A 25,546-nucleotide genomic window follows, 5' to 3' on the forward strand; every position below is an offset into this window, starting at 1 on the left:
AGCCACCTTATACCGCCACCGCTCAGCCGCCGTGTATCTGCATCACAGGGTCCTGACGACACCGGCTATCGTTAGCTCGAAGCCTCGGGGCCACAGACGTCACAGCCTATCGACCAGAGGGCGATCAGTGCGATAACGGCCGGCACATGCGCGAGGACTAGCAACGGGACGACGAGTCGACCGAGGCCGAGGGAACTTCCCAGGGTGCGGACACCAGTTCCGAATATCGGGAGCGAGAGCAACGCTCCGAGTGTTATCACGCCTCGTATAGACAGCGACTGTTCGTCGATGACGTGACGGAACTGCCGAATATGGTCACGTATCACGAACACTGCACCTCCTATGTGACGGCTGAGGGAGGGTTCTGGGCTGTGTCTGGCCTCTAGTTTTAGGCTTACCTAAACACATTCAAGCCTGACTGCGACCAGATACAGGAAAATGATTTGCACGAACGTGTTCGACACCTCAAAGATATTGGTTGACAAATCTTGGGTGGAGAGGAGCAGTACTGTAAAGGCTGTCAATCGGCCTTTTGACCGTCAGACTTGGCCCGCGAGCTGTGATTCCACCTGCGGGAACAGGACGTTGTTCTCCTTGTGGACGTGCATATGTGTGTCCTGCTCCAGTGTTTCGAGTCGTTCGAGCAGACTCTCATAGCTCGGACAGGCGTCGTCCGGAACTGCGTACCCGTCGCTCAGCTCCGCAATCCGTTCGAGGTGCTCGGCCGTCGCTTCGTGGTCCGATTCGAGGTCCGCGAGCGCCTCGTCCAGACGCGCTCTTTCCTCGCCTGTGAGTTTGTCTCCGCTGTCGAGCTTCTCGATGACGGGGAACACGTCCTGTTCCTCATCTGTCGTGTGCTGATGCATCTCTTCAGCCAGTTCGAGGACTTCCCGCTCGATGTCCGCCAGCTCTGGGTGCTCTTCCGCGTGGACGCTCCGAACTTTCTCAGCGAGCTGCTTTAGCGCGGGCAGCTCCTCGCGGAGGTACTGGTGATGGGTGTCGACGACGTGTTCGATGAGTGTAGTCATCGAGTCCCATTCGTCCTCGCCGTTTTCGCTTTGTCGGCGCGCCTCGTCCAGTTGCTCCCGGACGGCATCGAGATCGAGGTCCGCTTCGGTACAGGCTGTCCGGAGCATCTGGTCACCGCCACAGCAGAAATCAAGCCCGACTGCTTCGAAGACACGAGCGAACGCCGGGTTCTCTCTGACGAGTGCGCCGAGCGGTCGGTCCGGATCGATTGGTTCAGTCATTGGTAGCTGTTACTTACGTTCGTTGTAGGGAGCGCTCTGTTCCCCGCTCTCGAAGTTTGGGTCGGTAGTCCATGGTCAGAACGGGACCTCCGTCTCTTCGTCGGCTGACTCGTCGACGGTCGGCTCGGCCTTTCCGATCAGGACTCTGAACTCACCGGGGTCCTGCTGGCGGTAGGTCCAGCGGAACTCCGGGCCCGCCTCGGCCTCGAACTGGTGGTACAGCGGCTTGGGGTCGTGGTCGTTCACCAGCACGAACCCGCTCCCGGTGTCCAGTTCGGCGTACGCCTCGAAGATCTGCTCGTGTCGCTGTGCCGGCGGGAGATCTCTGACATCGAGTTCGTCGGTAATCTCGACTGACTCGTCGTCAGATGGGGCTGCCGAAACGTCATCGGCAGCGGTATCCGATTCACCGGACTCCCCCGTACTCTCAGTTTTCGTGATCTGGACGCGACAGCGGCCTGGCTCAGATTCGACGACCTCCCAGGCGAACGCGTCGCCGTACTGCTGTCTGAACTCCCGTTGCAGGGGCCGCGGCTCGTGTGGGGCGATGAGTTCCATCGTCCCGCCCTCGGGTATCATTCCGTATCGGTGATGGATCGTCGGATGCCGCTCCTGTTTGGGGATTTCGCGGACGTCGTACCGCGTAACGATGTCTTCATCGGTGGCCTCGGAATCGCCGGTCTTGACGATCTCGACCCGCCATTCGCCCCCGCCCTGACTCGCGTAGTCCCACTCGATTACGTCCCCATGCATCGATTTGAGCTCGTGGTACAGCGGCTTGGGATCGTGGTCGTTGACGAGGACGAACCCGTCACCCGCCGCCAGACCATCGAAGATATCCAGAAGCGCCTCGTGTCGCCGTTGTGGCTTCAGGTCACGGACGTCGATTGTGGGGAGCGACTCGTCCCCGAGCGGCTCGCCGACGGTCACCTGCAGCTCTCGCGGCTCTGCGTCGGGATGTGCGTATTCCCACTCCAGCGACCGGTCCTGTTCCAGCTGGTAGCGCACCAGCTGGGGGTCGATATCCCTGTCGGCCACGACTTCGATGGTATCACCGACCTCGGCTCCCGACAGTACGTCGAAGAGCTGTTCCCGGCGTTGTCCTTCCGACTGGTCTCGCAACTGAATCTCTCTTGGCATCTCTATACTGGATGGTACACGAGTGGACTGATGTCACCTGTCCCGAAGGGGTTCGGCAGCATTCCGATCCCTCTACCGATTGGACGGCAACCAGCCGGGTATCCTGTCACTGTCGTACCCGGTTCGAGACTGAGAACGGGCCGCGGATCCGCTCGCTAATAAGTTCGCCGTCACGGTCTTCCGCTGACTTGTTTGACGACGTGGAACGGGCGGTTCCGAACCGGCGAGAGATTCGATAGCGGGTGCTGACGACACTCCCCGTCTATGGAACGCACTGCTCGCCGTCGCCGTCTCCCTCTGGACAGAGGCCCAGACACGCTCCATCCACCTGGCTTCGGAGACGAAACACACCGTTTTTCGGGAGGAGGAAGCCGATATCGAACGCCGTCTCTTCGTCGAGGGTCGTATCTAACACCGATTCGAAGAAGGTGGAAACGACGCAGAAACGCCACCCAACCTCCGTCGCGAGAGCGTCCCCGCGATCCGTGAGCGTCACTCCCTGATATTTTTCGTAGTCCACCAGTCCCCGCTCGTCGAGTTTCGACACCATCTCCGTGACGCTGGCCGGGGTCACGTTCAAGAACTCCTGCAGTTCCCCGGTTGAAACCCGCTACGTGGGAGATTCCGAGAGGACAGAGACGGCGAAGAGATATCGGCCTGCGCTCCGCTCGATATCGGAAACCGACGGCGTGAGCGACGAAGCGGACCCTGTTTGCGATTCTGAGGACATATCTCTTGGTCTCTCAGCTATTGCGGAAAGTGTAGTCCCGAACCCCTTCGCTCTGTCTCGGGTACGAAACCGACCGAACATCTCCGGCCCCAGGGTTTTGATTAGGCGCACCTAAAACTGGTTTGCTCATGGGTACGGGAGAAGGTGAAAACAGGGCGATCTCGTTGCTCGGCCGTACTGTTCCGGTACAGGTACTCAAGCCGCGGCTCGTTTTGGCACTGTTACTGACCGGGTCGCTGGCTGGCATCTGGGTCGCAAATCTGGCTGCCCCGGTGCTGGTTCGGGGTATCAGGTGGGTTACCCTCGCCACGCTCGGTGCCCTTGTCGGTGGGCTCTATTGGCGACTCGCTCTCTTCGACCGGTCCGAGTTCGCCGATGACGACACGTACCGGACCGTCACGCACCGGTGGCAACGGATCGAAACACTCGCTGTCGTCGGATTCGTCCTCTCCGGGACTGTCCATCTCGGCCTCGGTGTCCGCGATGGCCAGTTCGGAACCGGCCGTGTGGCTCTCGGTCTCGGCGTCATCTCTGCCCCGGTTCTCTGGGTCGGTATCAGACGTATTGCTGACGGCTCGCCGACTCGCCGGGCGGTGTCGGTTCGGTCCACGCTGCTCCTCGCCAGCCTCGTTTCGCTTGCTGGATTCGCTTGGGTGGAAACGGGGACGACACTCGTGGACTGGGGGGTCCGGCTTGCTCACGTCGGCGCGTTCTCGCTGTGGCTCGGCGGCGCGATCTGGCACAACTTCGTCGTCTTGCCGACAGTACGGTCCCGACCCGACGCTGGCGAGGCGCTGAAACCACAGGCACACGCGTTCCGCCGCCACCTCCCCGTCGTTCTTCCGGTCGTGTTCGTGACCGGCGTTTACCAGACTGCCGGGCTCATCGGGCTGTCCGCTCCAGCGCTACTCGCTTCACCGATTGGGCACCTCGTCGCCGTCAAACTGCTCGTTCTCGCCGTCTTGACCGCAATAGTTGCCGCCAGCTTCAAGCGAAACGGGTAGTCGGCTTTACGGACCGCCACCACGGCCGAGTCGGCATCTCGCGCCGACTGTCTTCGGGTCACGAGGTCCGTCTGCCGGTAACAGTCCAGAGCGTACTCTGTATCGATTTGCCCACAAAGTACCCGATAAGGCCCCATAGAACGCTACTTTCGACGCCTTGCAACACGGCTCCGACACCAGCACAGAGGACACCGAGGACAACGCCGGGATAGTTCTGTGCAGGCGATAGTACTTCCATAGACCCTTTCAGCTATTTGTAAAAAAGAGCATTCGTCCGAACCTGTTCGTGTCTGCGTTGACAGACCGCTACCGAATTGTAGTAACAATTGACACGATTTCCACACTGATCGTACTGCCGTCGTGCGATCAGGTGTGCATTGATTTCCAACGGCTACTATAGCTGTGGCTGGTCGGGGATACCCTCTTGACCGTGATTCGGGTCCCGCCGACTGGGGCGGAGCCCTCGTATTGTCGACTGACGCCGACGGAAGCACGCTTTTGAACTACAGAACGGGCGTTCTAAACTCGCAAAATGCACCTTGTAACCGTCGCCGCTCGTCCCCATCAGCCAGCGACAATCGAATACATTCAACTACCAACCACATTCGTTTCGGCCCGTTTGAACAGCCGACGGGTCGCCTACGAGTCCACAGTATCGCCGCCGGCGACACTTTGTTCTGTCGGCGGCTGAATGGTCAGGTGATCTCGCTTCGATTCGATGAGGGACGCCGGCAATCGAATGTCGCCGTCGGAATCCCGCTCAACGCCGAATATCTCCTGCACCTCGCTGTTGATGACAATCGTCTGAAGTTCTCCCGTAGCTGTATCGAGCGTAATGTTTTGCAGTGTGCCGACTTCGCGGCCATCGGTACTCACGACCCGGACGTTGGAGAGCTGGTTTGCGAGGACCGTTCGCATACTAGTCACTCATCCCGAAATTACCATAAAAATACTGATCTCTCCCAACTTCCCACGCCCTGTCGTCTCTTACTGCAAAACGACTGCATATGTTGATGGTATGAACATCGTCGACGCCGAAACGGCATAACAGAGAGGACCGTTTGCAGCAGAGCGGCCTCACCGGCTCTCCAAGCTGATTAGTACTGCCGAGTTCAACGTGGTTTTAAGCTATCGCAGACGGTTTTTCAGTCCCACTGCAACTGCCAGTCGTATGCAAGCGAATTGCCCTCCACCTGCAAACCGGTACTGTCTGCAGCATCGCCCTCGAATACATGCACAGTTGCCTGCTCTGCGGGAGGTGGTTCTGTGAGGGTTCGGTCGGTGGCGCTGGCCGCGGTGCTTATCGCCGCAACGGCGACGGCTCCGGGGCTGGCCGCTGCTGAGCAACAGGCCACGGTCTCAGAGGACAGTCTTCCACTGCACTCAGACGAACAGCAGGTGATCACCGGAGAGACCACGCTGGAATCCGGGACTGAGATGACGGTCAGAATCCAGTCAGCTGATGCGTCGAACCCATTCCTTCAGCAAAGACAGGTCAGCGTGCAGCCCAACGGGACGTTCGTCGCCCAGTTCGACATGTCTGGGGTGCCGGCGAACACGTCCTACGAACTGTCCGCTCACGTCGACGGTGACACGCTGTTTGAACGTACTGGAACCGTCGCTGAGTGCGACAGCAACTGTACTGACCCGGTACCGGATATCCAGACTCCGACAGAGACTGACGAGGACGAAAACGTCGTCACGGTCTCTCAGGGAGAAACCGCTGAAATTCCGGTCTCGATGACTGATGGCGGGAACAAAACGCTCTCCGTCGGCAGCGAGGCAGTCAATTATCAGATCAACGCGACTGTCAGCGACGACGACGATGACGGTGAGGTGCTGGTCCTCTTCGACACCGCGGCTGCCGGCACCGACGCGGAGACCCTCAGTGTCGCGGACGACGGCGACTCGCTCACCGTGACTGCGACAGAGCCGGAACTCCCGTCGACGCTTGCCCCCGCCGCGTACACCTACCGCGTGTTCGACGGCACGACCGACGATTCGCCGACTGTCGGGACGCTCGTCATCGAAGCAAACGAGACGGCAAACGAGGAGTTCGAGGTCGAGGAGACTGCCGAATTCGGCTTCGAGGAGTCGGTGACCCGGGCTCAACAGGGCGACACTGGTCGGATTCCAATCGTCCTCGCAACCGCTGACGCGGCCACTGTCTCTATCGGGAGCCCGGCCACCAACTACGAGATCAATGCGACCGTCCGCGACGGGAACGGCGATGATCGTGTCGTGCTCCTGTTCGACACCACGGCGGCCGGCCACGACGAACCCACCCTCGAAACCGCGGCGGACGCCGACGCCGTCGCAGTCGAGTCCGGTTCGGAGGTTGCCCTCGATTCGCAACTCGCCGCGGCGAGCTATGAATTGTCGCTGTTTCGCGGGACCGAGGCGGCCGACGAACCCGATGCGGTCGGCACACTACTGATCACTGATGGCACCAACTCCACTGCGGACGCGTCGTCCGATGGCGTCGATTCAGTTACCGGCGAAACGCCGGCCCCAGGGCAGTCACAGGACGCTGGCTTGGGAATCGGTACTGGCGCTCTCGCCGTCGGCGCAATCCTCGCCATTGCCGGCGTGGGGATATGCTTGCGGTCTATCATGAACTGACGCTGTGACGGGCATCTAACCGTCCGTTTTTTGAAACCACGTCTGGACTGTTCGAGGCGGCTTTTCTGGTCAGACACCCGCTCCCACCGATATAATTACAACTACAACGCCGGGAGCTGGCTCGGTGAGCTATTCGGCCCTGCGCGCTGACCGTCTACAACGGCCGTCTCGTTCTCGGAGCATAGTCTGTGCAACGTCAGTCCTCAGTCAGCAGCGCAGCCATACCGAGAACGGTGAGACAGAGACAGAAAAACAGCACCCCCGGCTCGACGACTTCGAAAACGAACCACGCGAGTGTGCTGGTTCCACTGACCGGTCCTGCCTGCGGACTTGCTGGGGCTAGAACGCCACTACTCCCGGCTGAGTCCGCCAGTTTCTCCGCGCCCCACTGGACGAAGAGGCTCGCGAAGCCGATGAGTCCCAGCCCAGTGACGACATCAGCCATCGACTGCTGGAGACGCGGCTCCAGGTCGCGGTCGCCGACGAGCACAATCGGATCGCTTGCGGGACCGTACACGGTCATCTCGTTGCCCTTCGAGGAGTAGACCGTCTCGACCGGTTCGATGAGCTCTGCGTCTTCGAGATTCGAGACGTGGTAGTGGACGTTCTGGACCGACGTGTCACACCGGTCCGCTATCTCGGACGGCGTTCCAGGCTTGTCGTACAGCGTGCGGAACAGCGACCGGCTGGTGTCCGATGCGAGCGCGTCGAGGACGTCGTCGGTTTCGTTCTCCGCAACACCGAGTACCCGCGGTGATTCGTCTGCTGTCCCGGTCCGCTCCTGTAACGTTTCGATAGGGCTCGACATGGGTCACTGTCGGATATATGATACGGCACTCCCCAAAGGTCTGTGGCTGGGTTAAAACGAGTTTTAACCATCAGTACGGTTCTGTGCTGCCCGCACCGCGCGGACTGGCTCGACCGCCCCGTGGCCGGTTCCGTTGTCGAGTCCCGGTCGTCCCACGTCTCTCGTGGTCTGTTCCAGCAGGTGTTCGGTTTCGCGGGGGGACAGCGACCCGTTTGCGTCCAGTAGCAAGGCTGCGGTGCCACCGACGTAGGGGACTGCGGCCGAAGAGCCGACGAAGCCGTCAGGTGCTGCGGCGGCGAACTGTCTATCCGGGGCCACGACGTCGACGCCGACTCGGCTATCGACTGTCGGGCCTCGTGAACTGAACGGTTCGAGCTGGTCGATACGGCTGTTGTACGCCCCGACAGTGACGGCTTTCCGGGCCGTGCCCGGAGCCACAATGCTGTTCCGAGTCGTCGTGTGCTGGAGGTCGTGCGTCGGTGACACGAGCCGGAGCCGCGCGCCAGTCGGCGATGCTGGCCCTCGAACGACGAGATAGTAGTCGCCGGGTCTGACGTCGGCAACGATACGCTCGTTTGGTACATCGTCACCGCGGTAGGGCTGTGAGCGGGCGACGAGACGGGAGTCGGTTCCGTTCGTCCGATACAGTTCGACTGTGTACTCCTCGTCTGCGTGGCCTCGGTCCCACGAGAGCCAGACCGTGATTTCGGTCCCGCCTCGAACGTAATTCTCCCGACTCCCGTTGGTAAACGCGACTGTCCGATTCTGGACGGCCTCGGACGTGTACTGCCCCGACCAGTGGGACTGCGCGAGATTACCGGCTGGGGCGATGAACACTGACCCACTCTCCGTCGCTCGCGTCGCACTCCGGGCGACCGGTCCGGTTCCATCGCCTGGCTGCCCGTAGAACGAAACGGGTGCGACAATCACGTCGACGTCCGCTTGAACGAGCCAGTTGACTGCCTGTCGGTAACTGTCGACGCTATCGACCCGGGCGAGATAGAGGTCGGCGTCCGGTGCGGTCCGCGACACGACGGCGGCCGTCGCGGTTCCGTGTGCCTCCCGTGTGTCGTCTACGGACCCACCGCCGAAGCTCCGTGTTTCGGTGACCTGTCCGGCAATCGGTTCCGACTCCGTGTCGAATCCGGTCGGATCGACGATGCCGACCGAGACGTTCGAACCTGTGACCCCGGCCGTGTGGAGACGTGCGAACCGGCCGGCTGCTCCGTCCGACACCGATACTGATGCGGCATCGGCCCTGTCCGGGCGGGAGTCTGTTGGCCCTGTCACTGCGAGCATTGCGATGCTACCAGTGAGTGATACGATTGCGACGACGGCCAGTAGCAGAACAGTCCGATCACGCACTGCTGACCACCTGCCGCGATACGCCCGTCGGAATGTGGGGCGCCGGCCTCTCAGCGAACACTGCCCGGGAATCGAGTGCCGTACCGAGATGTCCGGCTACTCGGTGATACATATCGTAGAACACGTCGCCTCTAAAAAACGACGCGCGTACATTCACATAGCAACAGTATAACCGGCATACACGTCGTTTCATGGTTACTTTCGGTCTGTGGTGTGGGTCTCAACTGTAGTGCCAACGCACTGTTAATTGAGCAGTCGACAACGGGGAGGGCGGGGTGTGCCCGTTGCCGTGTGGACACCCGGACTGGGATGGATTCCGATTCGTGGAAACCGGCGGCATACGGGGAGGGCGCTGGCAGCCGGGAACCGTCTCAGGCGGTCGCCGGCGTTTGACCCGTCGGTCGGGAGCATACTAAAGCTACCAGAGACTAAAAACTGGTTTTAAACGTCGAGAGCTGTGGGTTGTAGACAACCCACACACCTTGGTACTCGCCGTCGACGGATTTGCACCGGACTGCGAGATGGAAGACAATTTTGGGTCGCCCATCGGATTCCGACTGGATGTTGCGTCCTGATATTGGCCTGCCGAGATTCAGGTGGGGCCGTTGGTTCTCGTTGTAACGTACCTCCTGGTAATTGTCGTCCTCTCCGGACTGGTGATCATCTCCCCCGGCGTATCGCCGCCGCCCGTCTTGGGAATGCTCTGAGGTGTCTTCCTCGTCGCACTCACGGTTGGTGCGCTCAGAATTGAGACCGTCTCACCGCGCTCTCTGCTCCCGCCTGTTCGCACACTGATTCCCGTGATCGGGGTGGTCATCGCGTTCTGGGGACTGTACAACCTCTGGCTCGTCGCCCTGTTCCATGCATCGATGAATCAGCCGCCGGTCGTCGTATCGATGAACATCCCGTCCGAGCTACATTTGGTCGCCAGTGTGATCGAGTATGCCGCCATCGTCTCGCTTGTCTACCTGACTGCTCGCGTGGTAGAACCTGCCGGGACACCGCTGATCTGGTCACGGCGGAACAACCCTGCCTCGACCGGGGACTGATACTGCCGGCTGTACGTCTGTGAAGAATCTCGCCACCTCGGGGTGGCGAATCTCTTGAAATAGGTGCAGCCGGCAGTATGAGCAGTCGCTCCGCAGTTGAGGTGTGGTCCGGGCCGTACGTGTTCCATTTTGTGTAGATGGCAACCAACCGTAACAGGCGGAGAGAGACTGGGCTTTATTTCCGCTTCGTACAGAGACGTGACCATGGATCTACAGACGGAAACCTGGACTGATATGGCGGCTGTCGAGACGAGCCTGGCGCTGCTTCCCGTCGGGAGCACGGAGCAACACGGGCCACACGCGCCGCTCGGGACGGACACGCTCGACGCCGAGGCGGTCGCCGAACGCGGTGCCGAGCGGTACGACGACCCCGTCGTTGTCGCTCCGGCAGTCCCTGTCGGCGTCGCCGAGGAGCATCGGGCGTTCACCGGCACGCTGTGGACCTCCGAGTCGACGTTTCGGTCGTACGTCCGGGACATCGTCCAGAGCCTCGCGAGCCACGGCTGGGACCATGTGGTGCTGGTCAACGGCCACGGCGGCAACATCGACGCGTTGCGGGAAGTGTCCGGCACGATAACCCGCCACGACGAGGCCTTCGCCGTCCCGTTCACATGGTTCAACGCGGTCGGCGACCACAGCACCGATATGGGCCACGGTGGGCCGCTGGAAACCTCACTCCTCCAGCACACGAATACCGAAACAGTCCACGAGGACCGACTGGACGAGGCGGCGGCCGGTGGTAGCGACGGCTGGGGGGAGTGGCAAAGCGGCGTCAACCTCGCGTTCGATGCAGACGAGTTCACCGAAAACGGCGTCGTCGGTGACCCGCGCGAGGGGAGCGCCGAACGCGGGGAGACGCTGCTGGAGTTGGCGACCGATTCTCTCGTCGACCTCCTCGATGAGATCGCGGACCGACCGGCCGGACCGCGTGAGTGAGGACTGACAGCGACATCGGTAGCGCAGGCGTGGATAGACTAACTGTGAATATATCTGGACATTTCAAATCTATCTGTCGGACAAGTGTGCGTCAATCGGTTTAGTATGGAGAAGGAAATACGCAGAACTGACGTTTGGAACTAAATCAGACTTAAATATAGCCATATGTGTGAGAGCGGTCAGAATTTGTCCGGCACCATTGACGTTCCCGCGTATTGGACGGAAGTGGATGCCCCGGTTCAGTCGTCGCCTGCCCCTCGCTTCCGGATCTGTTTCCCGCCGGCGTCTGGCGTCCGAAGCACCGCTTCGTCCGTTTCCGGACCCAGCACCTCCACGCGGACGCTCGACACTTTGTACTCGGGGATGCCGGCGGTCGGGTCGAACGTCTCGCCGGTGAGCTTGTTGACCGCGCCAGCTGCGAAGTGCATCGGGATGAACAGCGTCCCCGGGCCGACGCGCTCGGTCACCTGCGCCTTGACGACGATGTCGCCCCGGCGGGACTCGACGCGGACGTACTCGCCGTCACTGATGCCGAGTTTCTCGGCCGTCTCGGGATGCACCTCGACGAAGCTCTCGCCGACGTGGCTCATCAGCCCCTCGACGCGGCGGGTGATCTGGCCCGTGTGCCAGTGATACAGCACGCGCCCGGACGTGAGCGTGAGCGGGTACTCCTCGTCGGGAATTTCGCCGGGGTGCCCGCCGTCGGCCGGAACGAAGCGGGCTTTGCCGTCCTCGAAATTGAAATTGCCGTCCTCGTAATCATAGAGATACGGCGTGCCCTCGTGGCCCTCGTCCCAGCAGGGCCACTGCAGGCCGTGTTCCTCGCCCGATTCGAGCCGGTCGTACGTGACGCCGCCGTAGATGGGCGCGAGCGAGTTGATTTCGTCCATGACCTCCCGCGGGTGGTCGTAGTCCCAGTCGTAGCCCAGCCGACGGGCCAGCGCCTGCGTGATTTCCCAGTCCTGGCGGGCCTTGCCCGGCGGCTCGGACGTGGGGCGGACCCGCTGGATGCGTCGCTCGGTGTTGGTGAACGTACCGTGTTTCTCCGGCGAGGTGGCCGCCGGCAGCACCACGTCGGCGTAGTCCGCCGTTTCGGTCATGAAGATGTCCTGGACGACGAGGAACTCCAGGTCTTCCAGGGCCTCGGCGGCGTGCTGGATGTCGGGCTCTGAGAGCGCCGGGTTCTCGCCGACGACGTACATGCCGCGGAGGTTCCCTGCGTGGGCCTCGGCGAGCATCTCTGGTACTTTGAGTCCGGGCTCCTTGGGCGGGCGCTCGCCCCACGCGTCGGCGAACTTCTCGCCGACCTCGTCGTCGGCTGGGTTCTGATAGCCCGGGAGACTCCCCGGCAGCGTCCCCATGTCGCCACCGCCGCCCTGCACGTTGTTCTGGCCGCGGAACGGCGAGAGGCCGGCTCCCGGCTTGCCGACCTGCCCGAGGACGAGCGCGAGGTCGGCCATCGCGATGAGGTTCTCCGTGCCGTGGCTCTGTTGGGTCATCCCCATCGCCCAGCCGAAGACGACGCTGTCGGCGTCGGCGAGTGTCTCGGCCGCCGAGGCGAGTTCCTCGGGTGACACGCCCGCCAGTTCCTCGACTTTTTCGGGCGTGAACGCCTGGACTTTCTCCTTGACTTCCTCGAAGTTCTTCGTGTTGCTCTCGATGAACTCCTCGTCGTGGAGGTCGTGTTCGATGATGTACCGCATCAGGCCGTTGAGCCAGGCCACGTCGTAGCCGGGGTTCGTGCGAGTGTACTGGTCGGCGTGTTCGGCGATGCCGATCTTCCGCGGGTCGAACACGACGAGGTCGGCCCCTTCCCGGACGTTCTGCTTGATGCGAGTGGCGAGCACCGGATGTGACTCCGTGGTGTTGGAACCGCTGATGAGGTAGGCGTCAGCCTCGCCGATGTCCTCGTTGATACGGTTGGTCATCGCGCCGTAGCCAAGCGTTTGCTGGAGCGCTGCGACCGTCGAGGAGTGGCATAGCCGGGCGCAGTTGTCGATGTTCTTCGTGCCCAGCACCTGCCGGGCGAACTTCTGGACGAGGTACGCTTCCTCGTTGCTGCCCTTCGAGGAAGCGAGACAGCCCAGCGAGTCGATGCCGTGCTGGTCCTGAATCTCGGAGAAGCGCTCGGCCACATAATCGAGCGCCTCGTCCCAACTCGTTGGTTCGAGTTCGCCGTCGTCGTTGCGGATGAGCGGCTCGGTGACCCGCTGTTTGCTGTTGGCGAACTCGTGGCCGAACTTCCCCTTGACGCAGGTCGAGAAGTTGTTCGCGGGCGCGTCGTCGGGGTCATCGACCGGGACGACGCCGAGTGAGTCGCCGTCCTTGCCCCACATCTCGAAGCGACAGCCGACGGCACAGAACCCGCAGGTCGTCTCCTGCTTGTCGATTTTCGAGAGGCGGTAGTCGCTGACCACGCTGGCGATGTCGAACAGCCGGCCCTCGGGCATCGTGTTCGCTGCGATACTCTCGGCGGTGTGTTCGCCGGCGAGGAACGCTTTCTTGCCGTAGTCCTTGGCGATGTCACCGGCCCGCCGTTTCGCCGCAGACGCGAACTTGGCCAGGCCCTTCTTCCCCTTCGGCGCTCTCGGGTCGCCGGGCTCGAACCCGCGGTTCGGAGCGGTGGTGTCGTCGATGGTCTCGACGTCCTCGTGCTCGATGACTTTCCCGATTGAGTTCCGTTGGGTAAAGCCCGGAAGCGGAAGCGTCGCCGCACCGCCGATCCCCTTCTCTGTCAGCGAGCCGGTGGGGCACACTGTCGCGCAGTGGCCACACGAGACACACTCCGAGTCGTGCATGGTTTCGGCGTCGGACTGGAAGCCGATACGGGTGTCCTCGCCGTGGCCCTCGATACGGAGGACACCCTCGACCTGAACGTCGTTGCAGGCGTCGACACAGCGGTTACAGAGGATGCACTTGTTGCGGTCTATCTGGATGAACGAGGAGGTGTCGTCGATGGGTTCGTACTGGTCGCGCTCGTCGAAGACGCCGTAGCGGGGGTGGTCGACGTCTTCGCTGATAGCGGCGTCTTGCAACTCACAGCGGCCGTTCCCGTTGCAGGTGGTACACCGGAGATTGTGGTTCGAGAGCACGAGGTCGAGATTGACGCTACGGGCCTCCTCGGCGTCGGGGGAGCCCGTCGAGACGGTGAGGCCGTCTTCGGCGGGGAACGAACACGACGGGACGAGGCCGTGTTCAGCCGTCTCGACCATGCAGGTGCGACACTCGCTGCGCGGGCCGATCTCGTCGCTGCAGTCACCACCGCGGTCGTAGTAACACAGCGCCGGCACGTCGGCGTCGTCTTCGACGCCGTCCGCGCCGGGGTCGACGCTGACGACGTCGTCATCGAGGTCCTGTAGGGCGTCGATGATGGTCGACCCCGGACCGACGGTGACGGAGTGGCCGTCGACGGTGAGCGTCGTCGGGTCGTCCGTGTCGGTCCCCACGTCGGGGTCGTTGGCAGTTCCGGTCTCGAACTCGCGGGTGACTGCTGTCTCGGGCTGTGGGTCGTGTAGGTCTGGAACTCGTGGAATCGATTTGTCTGTGCTCATAGTTTCTCCGTGCAGGTGCCGCTGGGACAGTGGCCGTCCGTGTGGGCGCGGAACTCCGGCTCGAACTCGTCGATGGCGGTGGTCACCGGCCGCGGCGCGTGCGCACCGATCTGGCAGTTGCTGGACTGGCGCATCACACGGCCCAGTTCGCGTATCTTGTCGCTCTCGAACGAACCCTGGTAGATGTCGCGAAGGAGTTCAGCGAGCTGTTTTGTCCCCTCACGACCGGGGACACACCGGCCGCTGTTTTCCATCGACGCGAACCGGGCCCGTTTCCCGACCGTCTCGACGGCACAGCGGTCGGTGTCGAACAGTTCGACGACGCCGTCGGTCCCGAGGCCAGCGGCTCGAAGCGACTGGGCGGTCGGTGCCATGTCGAGGTTTCGAGTGATGCCACCGAGGACGCCGCCGACACAGGCCATCTTGCACGAGCCGTCCATCTCGACCGCCTCGCGGGCCGCCGTGAGGCTGCCGCTCGATCCGAGTTCGACCGTCGCCGGGTCCGGAACGTCGCCGGTGACGGTTACGATTCGCGTCCCCGGGTCCGCGGCGTCAGCATCGATGCTTTCTGGCTCGGCGACGGCCCGCTGGACCTGTGCGAACGTCCGCGGCGTGTGGATGACTGTTGGGCGACCGTACAGGCCGTGCTTGGCCGGTGAAGGCGGCTGGAGCCGCGGTTCGACGCGGTCAGCCCCCTCCAGTGCTTCGAGCGCCGCCGTGGGTTCGCCGGCGCGGAACTCGTCCGGACCGGCCACCAGTTGCGGCACGACGGGGAGCGTGTCGGCGGCCGCGTCGATTGCCTCTCGGAGGTGCGCCTGTAAACCCGTCTGTGATTCGTTGATGTAGATGACAGCGTCCTCGGCGTCCACGTACCCGGCGACCGCCGCAATCCCGTCGAGGACTGCCATCGGTGCTCCGGACAGGAGTGTTTCGTCGCCTGTCGGGAGGGTGCTGGCGTCGTTGGCGTTGCAGACGACCACCGGGTCGCCGTCGGTCGCTCTGACCGTTTCCCACACGTCGGTGATTGGCTCGTCGGCGGCCGCGTCCCCGCGGCCCCGACCCAGCAGCCCGGCTTCCGCCGCAACGTCGGCGGTCCGCTCAGTCGAGACAAACGACCAGTCGGCCGCGTCCAGCGGGGCGACCCAGCCACAGGGACCCAGCACCGACCGTCGGCCGACCGAGAGCGGGCCGCGCTCCGGGACGGGAAGCGACGCCGTCTCAGGGTCGTGCTCGACGACGGCGTCCGCGTCGGCTGTCAGTACTGTCCCCGCTTCGAGTTCGTCGACGAGGTCACGAACGGTCCCCGGTGACGGGTCGCCGTAGAACGCTGTCCGTCCGCCACTCGTGACCATTACCAGCGGCGTGGCCGCTGTGATGCCCGTCGGCCCCGTCCTGACGACCGGGACCGAGTCCGCCGCTGTCCGTGCCGCGGAGCGGACCCGGTCCCCGCTCTGTGACCCGCCATCCGTCGACACGCGGACGACGGTCGTATGAGCGAAGGCCGTGGTTTCCTGTGTCATACTCTGTGCGTCGTGCTGAACGATTAAAAACCCCGGCCGAGCGGTCCCGGTCGCAGTGGAGCCATCTATCCCCACAACATATCACTTGCGTATACACTGATCGGACAGCGCTGGCCGGGTCGTTCCGTCGAAACAATGAGGCAGCGGGACCTTACCCCAATCGAAACGATGAATCCACGATTCGAGGAAGTCAAAACGGAGGCGTCAGCCGCGATAACCGAATCCGACCTGCGCTCGGTGTACACTGGCATCATCCACGAGGACGGCCGCCACGAGTACTACTTCGGTAACGACACCGAAGAGGCGGCCGAACTCCGCGAGGCAGCGGCGATACAGCTCGGGATGTTGCTTCGCGTCCTCGCGGACCGCTCGGACAGTAGCGTCGGGGAACTGACGACCCTCGCCGCTGAGCGAGCCGAACAGATGGAACTGCGGTAGAGAACGGAGCGGCCGCACTCGCTATAGTAACAATTGAAACGATTTACACACTGATCGCACTGCAGTCGTGCGATCAGGTGTGCATTGATTTTCAATGGCTACTATAGNTGCTATAGTAACAATTGAAACGATTTACACACTGATCGCACTGCAGTCGTGCGATCAGGTGTGCATTGATTTTCAATGGCTACTATAGTCGGCGGTGGCGATGGCTTCGATTTCGACCGCTGCGCCCTTCGGCACCGCACCCACGCCAACGGCGCTCCGTGCCGGCGGGTCCGACTCGAAGAACTCGCTGTAGGCCTCGTTGAACACGTCGAAGTCGTCGATGTCGTCGAGATAGACCGTCGTCTTGAGCACGTCATCCAGCGAAAGGTCCTCTGCCGCAAGAATCGCCTCGACGTTACGGAGACACTGCCGCGTCTGGTCGGCGACTGGCTCGTCGTCGAGGAGTTCGCCGTCTGTCGTTAGCGGAAGCTGCCCGGCAGTGATGAGGAGGTCGCCGTTCGACGCTGCCTGACTGTACGCGCCGACCGCGGCCGGTGCCTCGTCGGTGCTGATTACGCGCTTCATACCCAACCCTACCTGACCTCGTTGCATAAATCCCGCCCGTGTCGGGTCGCACTCGCACAACGTTCTCGGGAGCTTACCAGTTGTGTCCAGTCATTGATTGATGACGACAATCGCGGTCAGCGCCAGTCCGATGCCCGCGGCTTTCGTCAGCGTCATCGACTCCCCGAACGCGATGACGCCGATGACTGCGGCGGTGATGAAGTACATCCCACCGATGGTGGAGACCACCGACGTCGACCCGACGGTTACGCCGACGAACGTCGAAACCACGCCGACGGCTGCCGCGACGCCGGCCGCGCCCGCGAACAGCAAGCCTCGGTTCGTGACGACCAGTGACGCGTCGGAGACAGCGACGTACATGCCGGTGACGACAGTTGCGGCCGCATACGACACGAACGCCGCAGTCTCCGGGTCCATCGTACTCGACGCGACGTTGCCGAACGCTATCCAGAACCCCCAGGCTATCATCGTCCCCAGTCCGAACAGGACGGCGGCGTTCATCTGTCCGGCCTCCGCGTGAGTCGGTTCCAACTCCCTCCAAGCGCTCCTGGCGAACAGCGACATCTGTACTCGTGCAATCGACGCATTGATAAGATCGTACGGGGCCCGCTGTCTTGAGTGCGGTGTCCGCTCGCCGCGTGTTTTTTATATCGACTCCGACAACAGTGTGTCAATGGCTAACGTCCCGGAAGACTCCTCGGACCGGACACTGGAGGACGTGTTCTATCCGGCCGACAGGGTTCCGTTCGTGGAGTGGGACGAGCTATCCGGCGCGAAGCCGACGGTCGTTCTGACCGGTGTGGTAACGCTCCTGGCGTTCGTGACCGGACTTTCGAATCTCAGTCAGGCGTCGCTTGCGCTCAATGGCCCGCTGACCGCAGTCGTCGACCTTCCGTTACCCTTCGTCAGGTTCGGTGGGGTGTTGTTCGCGTTCATCCTCGGCGTCGTGACGGTCGGGCTCCAGCGACGCAAGCGACTCGCCTGGCGCGTCGCGGCTGTCGTGTTTCTCGGTCTGGTGCTCTTGCCGCTTGCCACGTTTCAGCCCACGGACATCCCCCTACTGGTGATGACGCTGGGCACGTACCCGTTGGTGGTCCGGAACCGCCACCGCTTCGACCAGTCGCTCGACCTCTCGCCGATTCAGATCGCGTCGCTGTCGGCGATTTTCGGGGTTATTCTCTACGGGACTGTGGGCGCGTACGGACTTCGCGCCCAGTTTCTCGAACTCGACAGTTGGAGCGATGCCGTCTACTACGTCGTGGTCACCATCGCGACGGTCGGCTACGGCGATATCACACCCGTGACAGCGGAAGCACGGTGGTTTTCGCTCTCGATCATCCTGTTCGGGACCGGTGCGTTCACCGTCGCCGTGGGCGCGCTCATCGGGCCGGCTATCGAGTCCAGAATGGCGACAGCGTTCGGAGTCATGACAGCATCAGAACTCACACTTCTCGAGGACCATATCGTGGTTCTGGGGTACGGAGACGTTACGGCATCGCTGCTCGATGAACTAGGCGACGAGACGGAAGTCGTCGTCGTCACGCCCGACGAAGAAACGGTGGCGTCGCTGCAGGGCGAGGGCGTGAATCTGCTCACCGGTGACCCCACCGACGAGGATGTCCTCAGGGACGCACGCGTCGGGTCGGCAAGCGGCGTTGTAGTGGGGAGTAACGACGACGCACGGGACGTGCTCGCGGTCATCGCGACGAAAAACGTCAATCCGGACATCAGGACAGTCGCAGCGGCGACCGCCGAGAAACACGTCGAGAAGTTCCGCGCTGTCGGGGCGGACGAAGTCATCAATCCCCGCTCTATCGGCGGGCGGCTCTTGGGCCAATCGGTACTGGGCCGTGGGTCGAGCGAAGCAGTGCTGGACAGAATCGGGACAGGCGGCGACGGGACCGAAACCGACGCCCCGAACTAAACTGTCCTGCAGCCTGCCTGCCACTGACAGGACCGAGACGCCCTGACTCCAGGTTGAAGCGCGCTCTGGGATAGTAATATATGTATTCGATACTGAATATCAGGGTATGGCCACCTCGGACGCCAGTGGCATTGCGGAGATCGTCGGCCGAGTACTGGTGCCACTGTGTGCCGCGTCCGGGGCGCTCGTGCTCGCGGGGTTCTTCTTTCCGACGCTCGTCGGCGAAGCCGTGACCGGCCCGGCGTGGCTGACTATCGCCCTCGTGTTTTTCAGCTCTGGACTGTGTTACATCGCGCTGCTTCCGTACTCCGAAGACGACACCGCGCCGGCCGCGGCCGATGTCCTCCTTCGGGTCCGTAGGACCGATGTCCGGCAGGCCGTCCGCGAGTTTCTCACACAGCACGAGCCAGCGATCCTCACGTTCCCGGTGCTCGTGTTCGCCGCGTTCTTCGGGCTCCAGGCGGCATACCCGACACGGACGACCAATGCCGTTGACGCGGCAGCAGCCACGGTGCTGCGTGGTGGTGGCCCGCTGTTTCTCGCCGCCGTCTTCCTCTCCGTCTGTTACTGCCTGTTCTTGCTGGTGGGTCCCTGGGGCGACATTAAGCTGGGCGGTCCGGATACGGAGCCAAGCTACACCTATCCGACGTACTTCACGCTCGTGTTCACGGCCGGTATCGCGGCCGGACTGGTGTTCTGGGGCCCGACAGAAGCCCTGTTTCACTTCGAGCAGCCGCCCCCCTACGTCGGTGTAGCGGCTCAATCACCGGAAGCTATCAACGGCGCGCTGCTGTACACCCTCTTCCACTGGGGCGTCTCGGCCTGGAGCGCCTACGCCGTCATCGGTGTCCCGATAGCGTACTTCGCGTTCACCCGGGGTGCACCGCTTCGCGTCTCGACGGTGCTAGCGCCGATTCTCGGCGCTGAGGGGCTAGATTCGGTGTGGGCCAAACTCGTCGACACGCTGGCCGTCTTCGCCACTATCGGCGGCATCGCCACTTCAGTCGCGCTCGTGAGTGAGCAGTTCCTCGCCGGTATCAACTACCAGTGGGACGTGGCAGCCGGTGATGTTGGGCCGGTCCTGTTCGTCGGTGGATTGACGCTGATATTCGTCGTCTCCAGCGTGACCGGAATCCACCGCGGCATCCGCCGTATCGCCGGTCTCAACATCGTCCTGTTCGGCCTGTTCGCGCTCCTCATCGTCGCCGTCGGTCCGCGGTCGTTCATTCTCCAGCGAGGAACGCAGGCGCTCGGGACCTACGTGGTGGCGTTCGTGCCGTTGAGTCTCCACACGGGCGGGCAGTGGGTCACGGAGTGGACCGTCTGGAACTGGTCGTGGTGGTTCTCCTGGGCTCCCTTCGCGGGGCTGTTCGTCGCCGCCCTCTCCCGCGGTCGTCGGGTCAGGACCGTCGTGTTCACGAGCGTCGTCGCAACCTCGGCGGCGACGATGGTCTGGTTCCTGCTACTCGGTGGTACGTCGCTGTTCATCCAGCAGACGGGCCGGGCCGATATCCTCGCCGCTATCGCACAACGAGGGGGTTCGGAGGCTATCGCCGGGTTCCCGCTGTTCGCGTCGCTGCCACTGGGACAGCTCCTGATGTTCCTGTTTCTCGCGCTTATCATCGTGTTCATGACCACTTCGGCGGACACCTCGACGCTCGTCGTCTCGGTTCTGGCGACGCGCCGGGGACTCGCACCGTTGACGACGCACATCGCCTTCTGGGGCGTCTTCCAGGGTGCGGTCGCCGTTTCGGTGTTGTTACTGGGGGGCGCTGAGACGCTACAGGCGCTGGCTGTTCTGACCGGCGGGCCGTTCGCCGTGATATCGCTCGTGGCGGCTGGCGGGCTGACCGTGACCTGGTACCGGAACGAACAGGACCACACGTCCCTCGTCAGGGGCGCCGTCAGGAAACTGCCGGACATTCAGACGCATCACGACGTGGACCCGCCAGAAAAGAAATAAACCGCGGGCGTTGCGGTTTCAGGCCTCGGCGATCCCGGTACAGAAGTTCTCGACGATCTGTTTCCCGGCGTCAGTCAAGATGCTTTCCGGGTGGAACTGGACGCCGATGTGTGGTTTCTCGGCGTGCTGGACGCCCATCACGATGCCCTGCTCGTCGTTCGTGTGGGCTGTTTCCTCGAGCGTGTCCGGTAGTTCCGTGGCCTCGACAGCCAGCGAGTGATACCGCCCGACTTCGAAGGGGTCGTCGACCCCGTCGTACAGCCCCGTCCCGTCGTGGTGGACTTCCGAGGATTTCCCGTGGACCACGTCCGGTGCATGGCCGACGGGGGTTCCGTGGGCCGCACAGAGCGCCTGGTGGCCCAGACAGACGCCGAGTGCAGGGTACTCCGTCTCGGCGAAAACGTCGATTGACACGCCGGCATCCGCCGGCGTCCCGGGGCCCGGCGAGACGACGACGCCGTCCGGGTCGAGGTCGCGGATGCCGTCCACGTCGATAGCGTCGTTCCGGCGGACGGTGACAGCGTCGAACTCGCCGACGTACTGGACCAGATTGTAGGCGAAGGAGTCGTAGTTGTCGATGATGAGTATCATCGCATCCCCTCCATCGGTTCGGTCCCGGATTCGACCGCGAACGACCCCTGTTCGCCGAGCGCCTCGTCGACAGCAGTGACGAGCGCCCGGGCCTTGTCCAGCGTCTCTCGGTACTCTGCCGCCGGAACGGAGTCGTGGACGATTCCGCTTCCGACCCGAAGCCGATATTCGCCATCGTAGTGAACCAGCGTCCTGATGGTGATGTTCAGCGTGGCTCGGTCGTCGAAACCGAACATCCCGATGCTGCCGGTGTAGGGGCCCCGGCGCGTCGTCTCCACTTCGTCGATGATCTCCATCGTCCGGGGTTTCGGCGCGCCGGTGATGGTTCCGCCGGGGAACACCGCAGCGACCGCATCGGCGATGCTCACGTCGTCGCGCAACTCTCCGTCGATGAGAGAGACGAGGTGCATCACCTCGGAATACCGGTCGACGCGGCGGTACTCGGCGACGTCGACAGACCCGTACTCGCTGACCTTGCCGAGGTCGTTGCGTTCGAGGTCGACCAGCATCGCGTGCTCGGCCCGCTCTTTCTCGTCGTTGCAGAGGTCATCCTCCAGTGATTCGTCTTCTTCTGGAGTCGCGCCCCGCGGGCGGGTACCGGCAATCGGCTCTGTCAGCAACTGGTCGCCATCGACGTCCAGCAGCAGTTCCGGGCTGGCGCTGACGAGGTCGACGCCGGGGAACTCAAGTAGGGCCGAGTACGGGGCCGGGTTCACCCGGCGGACGGCGTCGAAGGTGTCGACCGGATGGACGGCCGCCGGGGCGGTCAGCCGGTGTGATACGTTCGTCTGGAAGGTGTCGCCGTCCCTGACGTACTGTTTTATCTGTCGGACGCGGTCGGCAAACGCCGCCTCGCCGCACTCGCTCTCGAAGGTGGCCTGACTCGCCGCGGTCGGCTGGGCCCGGACGTGTGTCTCACCGCGGATGGCGTCCTCGGCCAGTTCGCGGGCCATCTCACGGCCGCGGCCGTATGCCGCTCCAGGAGACCCGTCGACGATGGGACACGCTGTTACGTGTAGTTCCACCTCCCCGTCGTGTGGCTCCTCCCACGCGGCGACGCAGTCGAAGACGCCTAACTGGAGCCGTGGGAGGCCGTCCGAAACGGTCGTCTCCGGGATATCTTCGAGCTCCCGCGCCACGTCGTACGACAGCCAGCCGAACGCGCCACACGGGTACGGAACCGTACAGTCACCCCGCACCAGGTGTTCGCGGTCGAGTAGCTCGTCGATGGCCTCGATACTCGGACTCCCGCCGTCCTGTGCGGGCGTTGCCCCCGCAGAGACTTCGATTTGCTCGACCGGGTCGACGCCGAAGTACCCCCAGCCCGACTGCCCGCCGGTCGTTTCGAGATAGAAGCCGTCTGCGTTCCCGTCCCGTACACGGCGATACGCCTCGAACGGGTCAGGGACTGTGACGCGTGCTTCGACCGGCACGCGAGCGCCGTCCGCTGCGGTCCTCGCGGTTTCGATGAACGATTCTCTGTCGGTGCTGATCCGAATCTCACTCATAGTGCAGTTGCTCCCGGACGAGAGGCTCATGCCTCCCGGTATGGTTGTGTAGACCAACCACGGGTTCGGACAAAAACCTTCGGTCCCCCGACCTCTGTCGGAAATACTGTCGATTTGTCGACCGCTTGTGGTGGCTCACTGGACGAATAGCCGTCGGGACTTCAACGGTTGGACTATTCCGCATCTCCCACTATACCCGCAGGGTTTGAGACGGGTATCGAACGCTTGCCCGGCCCCGGCAGCCGACCGTCCAGCAGCGGTTCCCACTCCGGACACCTGACCGGGGACTCCCGGGACGATAGCGAACCTAGCAATAATGACTACAATCATCGACGGCAACGAGATCGGCGACCAGATCACAGCGTGCGTCGCGGCGTGCACGGACACGCTCGTCAGCGAGGGTGTCACACCAGGGCTGGCGACGGTGTTGATGAGCGACGACGGCGCGAGTGAGACGTACGTCTCAATGAAACAGCAGGCCTGTGAGGAGATCGGCATTGAGGGGTTCCATCACGAAATCAGCGCGGACGAACCGGCTGAGACGCTGTTTTCGACCATCGACGAACTGAACGCGGACCCGGCCGTCCACGGAATCCTCGTACAGATGCCGGTCCCCGACCACGTTACCAAACGCGACGTATTGGAGCGCATCGATCCGATGAAAGACGTCGATGGGTTTCATCCCGAAAACGTCGGCCGGCTCGTCGCGGGGAACGCACGATACAAGCCCTGTACGCCCCACGGAATACAGAAGATACTGGCCGAAACTGGTGTCGAGACGGAAGGGAAAGACGCCGTTGTCGTCGGTCGCTCGGACATCGTCGGCAAACCGATGGCGAACCTGCTCATCCAGTACGGGCCGGGCGGGAACGCGACGACGACCGTCTGTCACTCCCGGACCGAGGATCTCGCCGAAAAGACCCGCGGCGCGGACATCGTGATCGCCGCCGCCGGGGTTCCGGAAATGATAGACGGGTCCATGCTCTCGGACGGCACCACGGTCATCGACGTGGGTATCAATCGGGTCGATGCTGACACCGACAAGGGATACGAACTCGTCGGCGATGTGGACTTCGAGAGCGCGAAAGCGATGGCGGACGCTATCACTCCGGTTCCGGGCGGCGTCGGCCCGCTCACCATCGCGATGCTGATGTACAACACCGTGAAAGCGGCTAGCCTGCAGTCCGGCGTCGATATTTCCCTCCCATAGGACGGGGCCACGGCCCGTCCGCAGGGCTTCCTGCGTGGATTGCTACACGGTTTCGACTTCGCCACATTCCGGGCACGTAATCAGGAGTTCACCGGCCGGGTTCTGTCCCCCTTCGATGACGTTGTGGCCGCTAGCACACTGTTCGTGCATATACACCTCGTGGCTGTCGTGCTCACGCAGCCAGATGTGGCCCTCCTCCGGTGGGGAGACGATGCCGTGACAGAAGTAGCACTCGCCGTTCATACAGACTCGATGACAAGCCAGTCTCAAATAGCTACCTCTCAGTGTGGGATTCTGCTCGTTTGCAGTTCTACTGCGCCAGCGAGAACACAACATATCGCCAAAGGGACAACTGTTGTTTCAGAACTAAGGTGATTCAGCCCAACCATCCGATATGGACTACTGTTACACCGGCAACACACACGAGAACCTGTTCGAGGCGTACCGGGCCGACGAAGAGCCGTTCCCTACCCAGACACAGATGGAGTTCCCGCGACGGGAACACCGACGGCCGGAAGTCGACATCCTCAAGCGACTGTTCTTCCCGACCTGCTGGAACGCCGCCGAACTGGTCCGGGACGAACTCGCCGTGCTGGACCGTCTCGACGCTCTTGGCGGCCTCTTCTTTGCCGGTATCAGACCGTACTCCGGATCTGACCCCGCCGAGACAGTCGACGCTGTCATCGATCAACTCCCAGCGGTTCGAACGCGACTCAAGAAAGACGTCGAGGCCGCGTTCAAGGGCGATCCGGCGGCGAAGACGTACATGGAAATCATCCGATCTTATCCGGGGTTCATGGCGATACTCGTACAACGGGTCGCACACACACTCTACGAGGCCGGTGCCTCTGAGTACGCTCGCGAACTCACCGAATACGCCAAGACTGAGACCGGTATCGACATCCATCCCGGCGCTGAAATCGGCGACTACTTTTTCATCGACCACGGGACCGGCGTTGTCATCGGCGAAACCACGACCGTCGGGGAATGGGTCCGTCTCTATCAGGACGTGACGCTCGGGGCGCTCCACTTCGAAGCCGACGAGAGCGACGAACACAGATTGAAAAAGGGGTACAAACGGCACCCGGATATCGGCGACCACGTCGTCATCGGCGCGGGCACGAAAGTCCTGGGCGCTATCACCGTTGGCGACCACGTCAGTATCGGGGCGAACTCCTGGGTCACCGACGACGTTCCGGACCAGACGAAAGTGTACGTCACAGACCACCCGACACAGGAACGGAAACGAACCAAGTAAAACGGCAACCGGTACCGCGCGGTTTCTGAAACCGCAAAGCTACCACTAGTCGGCCGGACAAACGGTTCTGGCTGGTGTCACCGGCCCGGAAATCGCCCACACTGCC

General features: G+C 62.6%; 22 protein-coding genes and 1 pseudogene. 9 read left to right on the forward strand and 14 right to left on the reverse strand.

The annotated features are described in order from the left end of the window. Nucleotides 1-71: 71 nt before the first annotated feature. From C442_RS15875 to C442_RS15890, 4 genes and pseudogenes are all read right to left on the reverse strand, one after another. Nucleotides 72-326 (reverse strand): hypothetical protein, encoded by a 255-nt coding sequence (locus C442_RS15875; RefSeq protein ID WP_239642321.1) that lies wholly within the window; start codon nucleotides 324-326, stop codon nucleotides 72-74. A 213-nt stretch (nucleotides 327-539) separates the two neighbouring features. Continuing rightward, nucleotides 540-1,250 carry an iron-sulfur cluster repair di-iron protein gene (ric, locus tag C442_RS15880; RefSeq protein WP_008312202.1) on the reverse strand — a complete coding sequence of 237 codons (711 nt, stop codon included), beginning with the start codon at nucleotides 1,248-1,250 and terminating at the stop codon, nucleotides 540-542. A 75-nt stretch (nucleotides 1,251-1,325) separates the two neighbouring features. After that, on the reverse strand, nucleotides 1,326-2,390 hold the full coding sequence (locus C442_RS15885) for a DUF2249 domain-containing protein (RefSeq protein WP_049943049.1): 1,065 nt from the start codon (nucleotides 2,388-2,390) through the stop codon (nucleotides 1,326-1,328). 262 nt (nucleotides 2,391-2,652) lie between these two features. Further along, a pseudogene (locus C442_RS15890) lies at nucleotides 2,653-2,985 on the reverse strand (metal-dependent transcriptional regulator); the annotation flags it as partial. 263 nt (nucleotides 2,986-3,248) lie between these two features. Between C442_RS15890 and C442_RS15895 the strand changes: the two are divergent. Continuing rightward, entirely contained in the window at nucleotides 3,249-4,124 is an 876-nt protein-coding gene (locus C442_RS15895; protein ID WP_008312207.1) for a hypothetical protein, read from the forward strand. Between the two features lie 639 nt (nucleotides 4,125-4,763). Here C442_RS15895 and C442_RS15900 read toward each other — a convergent pair. After that, nucleotides 4,764-5,042, reverse strand: coding sequence for a PRC-barrel domain-containing protein (locus C442_RS15900; RefSeq protein ID WP_008312209.1), 279 nt, complete (start codon nucleotides 5,040-5,042; stop codon nucleotides 4,764-4,766). Between the two features lie 348 nt (nucleotides 5,043-5,390). On the opposite strand from C442_RS15900, the gene C442_RS15905 reads away from it, so the two are divergent. Then, nucleotides 5,391-6,746: a DUF7827 domain-containing protein gene (locus C442_RS15905; protein WP_336330244.1), complete on the forward strand. Its 1,356-nt coding sequence runs from the start codon at nucleotides 5,391-5,393 to the stop codon at nucleotides 6,744-6,746. Between the two features lie 196 nt (nucleotides 6,747-6,942). On the opposite strand, the gene C442_RS15910 is transcribed toward C442_RS15905, so the two are convergent. Both C442_RS15910 and C442_RS15915 read right to left on the reverse strand, forming a co-directional pair. Next, the gene (locus C442_RS15910) at nucleotides 6,943-7,554 is read right to left on the reverse strand and encodes an ArsR/SmtB family transcription factor (RefSeq protein WP_008312215.1); all 612 of its coding nucleotides are present in this window, start codon (nucleotides 7,552-7,554) and stop codon (nucleotides 6,943-6,945) included. A 63-nt stretch (nucleotides 7,555-7,617) separates the two neighbouring features. Beyond that, complete coding sequence (locus C442_RS15915; protein ID WP_049943050.1) at nucleotides 7,618-8,919, reverse strand: S8 family serine peptidase; 1,302 nt, start codon at nucleotides 8,917-8,919, stop codon at nucleotides 7,618-7,620. An 800-nt stretch (nucleotides 8,920-9,719) separates the two neighbouring features. Between C442_RS15915 and C442_RS22670 the strand changes: the two genes are divergently transcribed. Both C442_RS22670 and C442_RS15925 read left to right on the forward strand, forming a co-directional pair. Further along, nucleotides 9,720-9,968, forward strand: a complete 249-nt coding sequence (locus tag C442_RS22670; protein WP_008312220.1) for a hypothetical protein — start codon at nucleotides 9,720-9,722, stop codon at nucleotides 9,966-9,968. A gap of 204 nt (nucleotides 9,969-10,172) precedes the next feature. Continuing rightward, nucleotides 10,173-10,904: a creatininase family protein gene (locus tag C442_RS15925; protein WP_008312222.1), complete on the forward strand. Its 732-nt coding sequence runs from the start codon at nucleotides 10,173-10,175 to the stop codon at nucleotides 10,902-10,904. 239 nt (nucleotides 10,905-11,143) lie between these two features. Here the strand turns inward: C442_RS15925 and fdhF are convergent, their stop codons facing one another. Together fdhF and C442_RS15935 are read right to left on the reverse strand one after the other, a co-directional pair. Then, nucleotides 11,144-14,455 (reverse strand): formate dehydrogenase subunit alpha, encoded by a 3,312-nt coding sequence (fdhF, locus tag C442_RS15930; protein ID WP_008312224.1) that lies wholly within the window; start codon nucleotides 14,453-14,455, stop codon nucleotides 11,144-11,146. Then, nucleotides 14,452-15,975: an NADH-ubiquinone oxidoreductase-F iron-sulfur binding region domain-containing protein gene (locus C442_RS15935; protein ID WP_008312226.1), complete on the reverse strand. Its 1,524-nt coding sequence runs from the start codon at nucleotides 15,973-15,975 to the stop codon at nucleotides 14,452-14,454. The genes fdhF and C442_RS15935 overlap by 4 nt, the downstream gene beginning before the upstream one ends. Nucleotides 15,976-16,143: 168 nt before the next feature. Here C442_RS15935 and C442_RS15940 point away from each other — a divergent pair, with 168 nt between their 5' ends. Further along, nucleotides 16,144-16,413, forward strand: coding sequence for a hypothetical protein (locus C442_RS15940; RefSeq protein ID WP_008312227.1), 270 nt, complete (start codon nucleotides 16,144-16,146; stop codon nucleotides 16,411-16,413). A 180-nt stretch (nucleotides 16,414-16,593) separates the two neighbouring features. Here C442_RS15940 and C442_RS15945 read toward each other — a convergent pair whose 3' ends face one another. Then, nucleotides 16,594-16,986: a Rid family detoxifying hydrolase gene (locus C442_RS15945; RefSeq protein WP_008312229.1), complete on the reverse strand. Its 393-nt coding sequence runs from the start codon at nucleotides 16,984-16,986 to the stop codon at nucleotides 16,594-16,596. Nucleotides 16,987-17,076: 90 nt separating this feature from the next. Further along, nucleotides 17,077-17,487, reverse strand: a complete 411-nt coding sequence (locus C442_RS15950; protein ID WP_008312231.1) for an EamA family transporter — start codon at nucleotides 17,485-17,487, stop codon at nucleotides 17,077-17,079. Between the two features lie 172 nt (nucleotides 17,488-17,659). Between C442_RS15950 and C442_RS15955 the strand changes: the two genes are divergently transcribed. Both C442_RS15955 and C442_RS15960 read left to right on the forward strand, forming a co-directional pair. Further along, on the forward strand, nucleotides 17,660-18,910 hold the full coding sequence (locus C442_RS15955) for an NAD-binding protein (protein ID WP_008312233.1): 1,251 nt from the start codon (nucleotides 17,660-17,662) through the stop codon (nucleotides 18,908-18,910). 106 nt (nucleotides 18,911-19,016) lie between these two features. Beyond that, complete coding sequence (locus C442_RS15960) at nucleotides 19,017-20,873, forward strand: BCCT family transporter (RefSeq protein WP_008312235.1); 1,857 nt, start codon at nucleotides 19,017-19,019, stop codon at nucleotides 20,871-20,873. Nucleotides 20,874-20,891: 18 nt separating this feature from the next. Here C442_RS15960 and C442_RS15965 read toward each other — a convergent pair whose 3' ends face one another. Beyond that, entirely contained in the window at nucleotides 20,892-21,464 is a 573-nt protein-coding gene (locus C442_RS15965) for an anthranilate synthase component II (protein ID WP_008312236.1), read from the reverse strand. Then, nucleotides 21,461-22,972 carry an anthranilate synthase component I family protein gene (locus C442_RS15970; protein WP_008312237.1) on the reverse strand — a complete coding sequence of 504 codons (1,512 nt, stop codon included), beginning with the start codon at nucleotides 22,970-22,972 and terminating at the stop codon, nucleotides 21,461-21,463. Before C442_RS15970 ends, C442_RS15965 begins: the two co-directional genes overlap by 4 nt. Nucleotides 22,973-23,288: 316 nt before the next feature. Here C442_RS15970 and C442_RS15975 point away from each other — a divergent pair, with 316 nt between their 5' ends. Continuing rightward, entirely contained in the window at nucleotides 23,289-24,182 is an 894-nt protein-coding gene (locus tag C442_RS15975; RefSeq protein ID WP_008312238.1) for a bifunctional methylenetetrahydrofolate dehydrogenase/methenyltetrahydrofolate cyclohydrolase, read from the forward strand. A 42-nt stretch (nucleotides 24,183-24,224) separates the two neighbouring features. On the opposite strand, the gene C442_RS15980 is transcribed toward C442_RS15975, so the two are convergent. Next, the gene (locus C442_RS15980) at nucleotides 24,225-24,425 is read right to left on the reverse strand and encodes a hypothetical protein (RefSeq protein ID WP_008312239.1); all 201 of its coding nucleotides are present in this window, start codon (nucleotides 24,423-24,425) and stop codon (nucleotides 24,225-24,227) included. A gap of 151 nt (nucleotides 24,426-24,576) precedes the next feature. On the opposite strand from C442_RS15980, the gene epsC reads away from it, so the two are divergent. Continuing rightward, nucleotides 24,577-25,440, forward strand: a complete 864-nt coding sequence (epsC, locus tag C442_RS15985; protein ID WP_008312240.1) for a serine O-acetyltransferase EpsC — start codon at nucleotides 24,577-24,579, stop codon at nucleotides 25,438-25,440. The last annotated feature ends 106 nt before the right edge of the window (nucleotides 25,441-25,546 follow it).

It is taken from the genome of Haloarcula amylolytica JCM 13557, assembly GCF_000336615.1.
Classification (GTDB): domain Archaea; phylum Halobacteriota; class Halobacteria; order Halobacteriales; family Haloarculaceae; genus Haloarcula; species Haloarcula amylolytica.

Bases quoted from the DNA above. Each gene is read 5' to 3' on its own strand.
- C442_RS15940 (WP_008312227.1), top strand. From the start codon at position 16,144: ATGAATCCACGATTCGAGGAAGTCAAAACGGAGGCGTCAGCCGCGATA.
- C442_RS15935 (WP_008312226.1), bottom strand. From the start codon at position 15,975: ATGACACAGGAAACCACGGCCTTCGCTCATACGACCGTCGTCCGCGTG.
- fdhF (WP_008312224.1), bottom strand. From the start codon at position 14,455: ATGAGCACAGACAAATCGATTCCACGAGTTCCAGACCTACACGACCCA.
- C442_RS15960 (WP_008312235.1), top strand. From the start codon at position 19,017: ATGGCCACCTCGGACGCCAGTGGCATTGCGGAGATCGTCGGCCGAGTA.
- C442_RS15970 (WP_008312237.1), bottom strand. From the start codon at position 22,972: ATGAGTGAGATTCGGATCAGCACCGACAGAGAATCGTTCATCGAAACC.
- C442_RS15950 (WP_008312231.1), bottom strand. From the start codon at position 17,487: ATGAACGCCGCCGTCCTGTTCGGACTGGGGACGATGATAGCCTGGGGG.
- C442_RS15975 (WP_008312238.1), top strand. From the start codon at position 23,289: ATGACTACAATCATCGACGGCAACGAGATCGGCGACCAGATCACAGCG.
- C442_RS15925 (WP_008312222.1), top strand. From the start codon at position 10,173: ATGGATCTACAGACGGAAACCTGGACTGATATGGCGGCTGTCGAGACG.
- C442_RS15945 (WP_008312229.1), bottom strand. From the start codon at position 16,986: ATGAAGCGCGTAATCAGCACCGACGAGGCACCGGCCGCGGTCGGCGCG.
- C442_RS15895 (WP_008312207.1), top strand. From the start codon at position 3,249: ATGGGTACGGGAGAAGGTGAAAACAGGGCGATCTCGTTGCTCGGCCGT.
- C442_RS15965 (WP_008312236.1), bottom strand. From the start codon at position 21,464: ATGATACTCATCATCGACAACTACGACTCCTTCGCCTACAATCTGGTC.
- C442_RS15900 (WP_008312209.1), bottom strand. From the start codon at position 5,042: ATGCGAACGGTCCTCGCAAACCAGCTCTCCAACGTCCGGGTCGTGAGT.
- C442_RS15885 (WP_049943049.1), bottom strand. From the start codon at position 2,390: ATGCCAAGAGAGATTCAGTTGCGAGACCAGTCGGAAGGACAACGCCGG.
- C442_RS15980 (WP_008312239.1), bottom strand. From the start codon at position 24,425: ATGAACGGCGAGTGCTACTTCTGTCACGGCATCGTCTCCCCACCGGAG.
- epsC (WP_008312240.1), top strand. From the start codon at position 24,577: ATGGACTACTGTTACACCGGCAACACACACGAGAACCTGTTCGAGGCG.
- C442_RS15910 (WP_008312215.1), bottom strand. From the start codon at position 7,554: ATGTCGAGCCCTATCGAAACGTTACAGGAGCGGACCGGGACAGCAGAC.
- C442_RS15955 (WP_008312233.1), top strand. From the start codon at position 17,660: ATGGCTAACGTCCCGGAAGACTCCTCGGACCGGACACTGGAGGACGTG.
- ric (WP_008312202.1), bottom strand. From the start codon at position 1,250: ATGACTGAACCAATCGATCCGGACCGACCGCTCGGCGCACTCGTCAGA.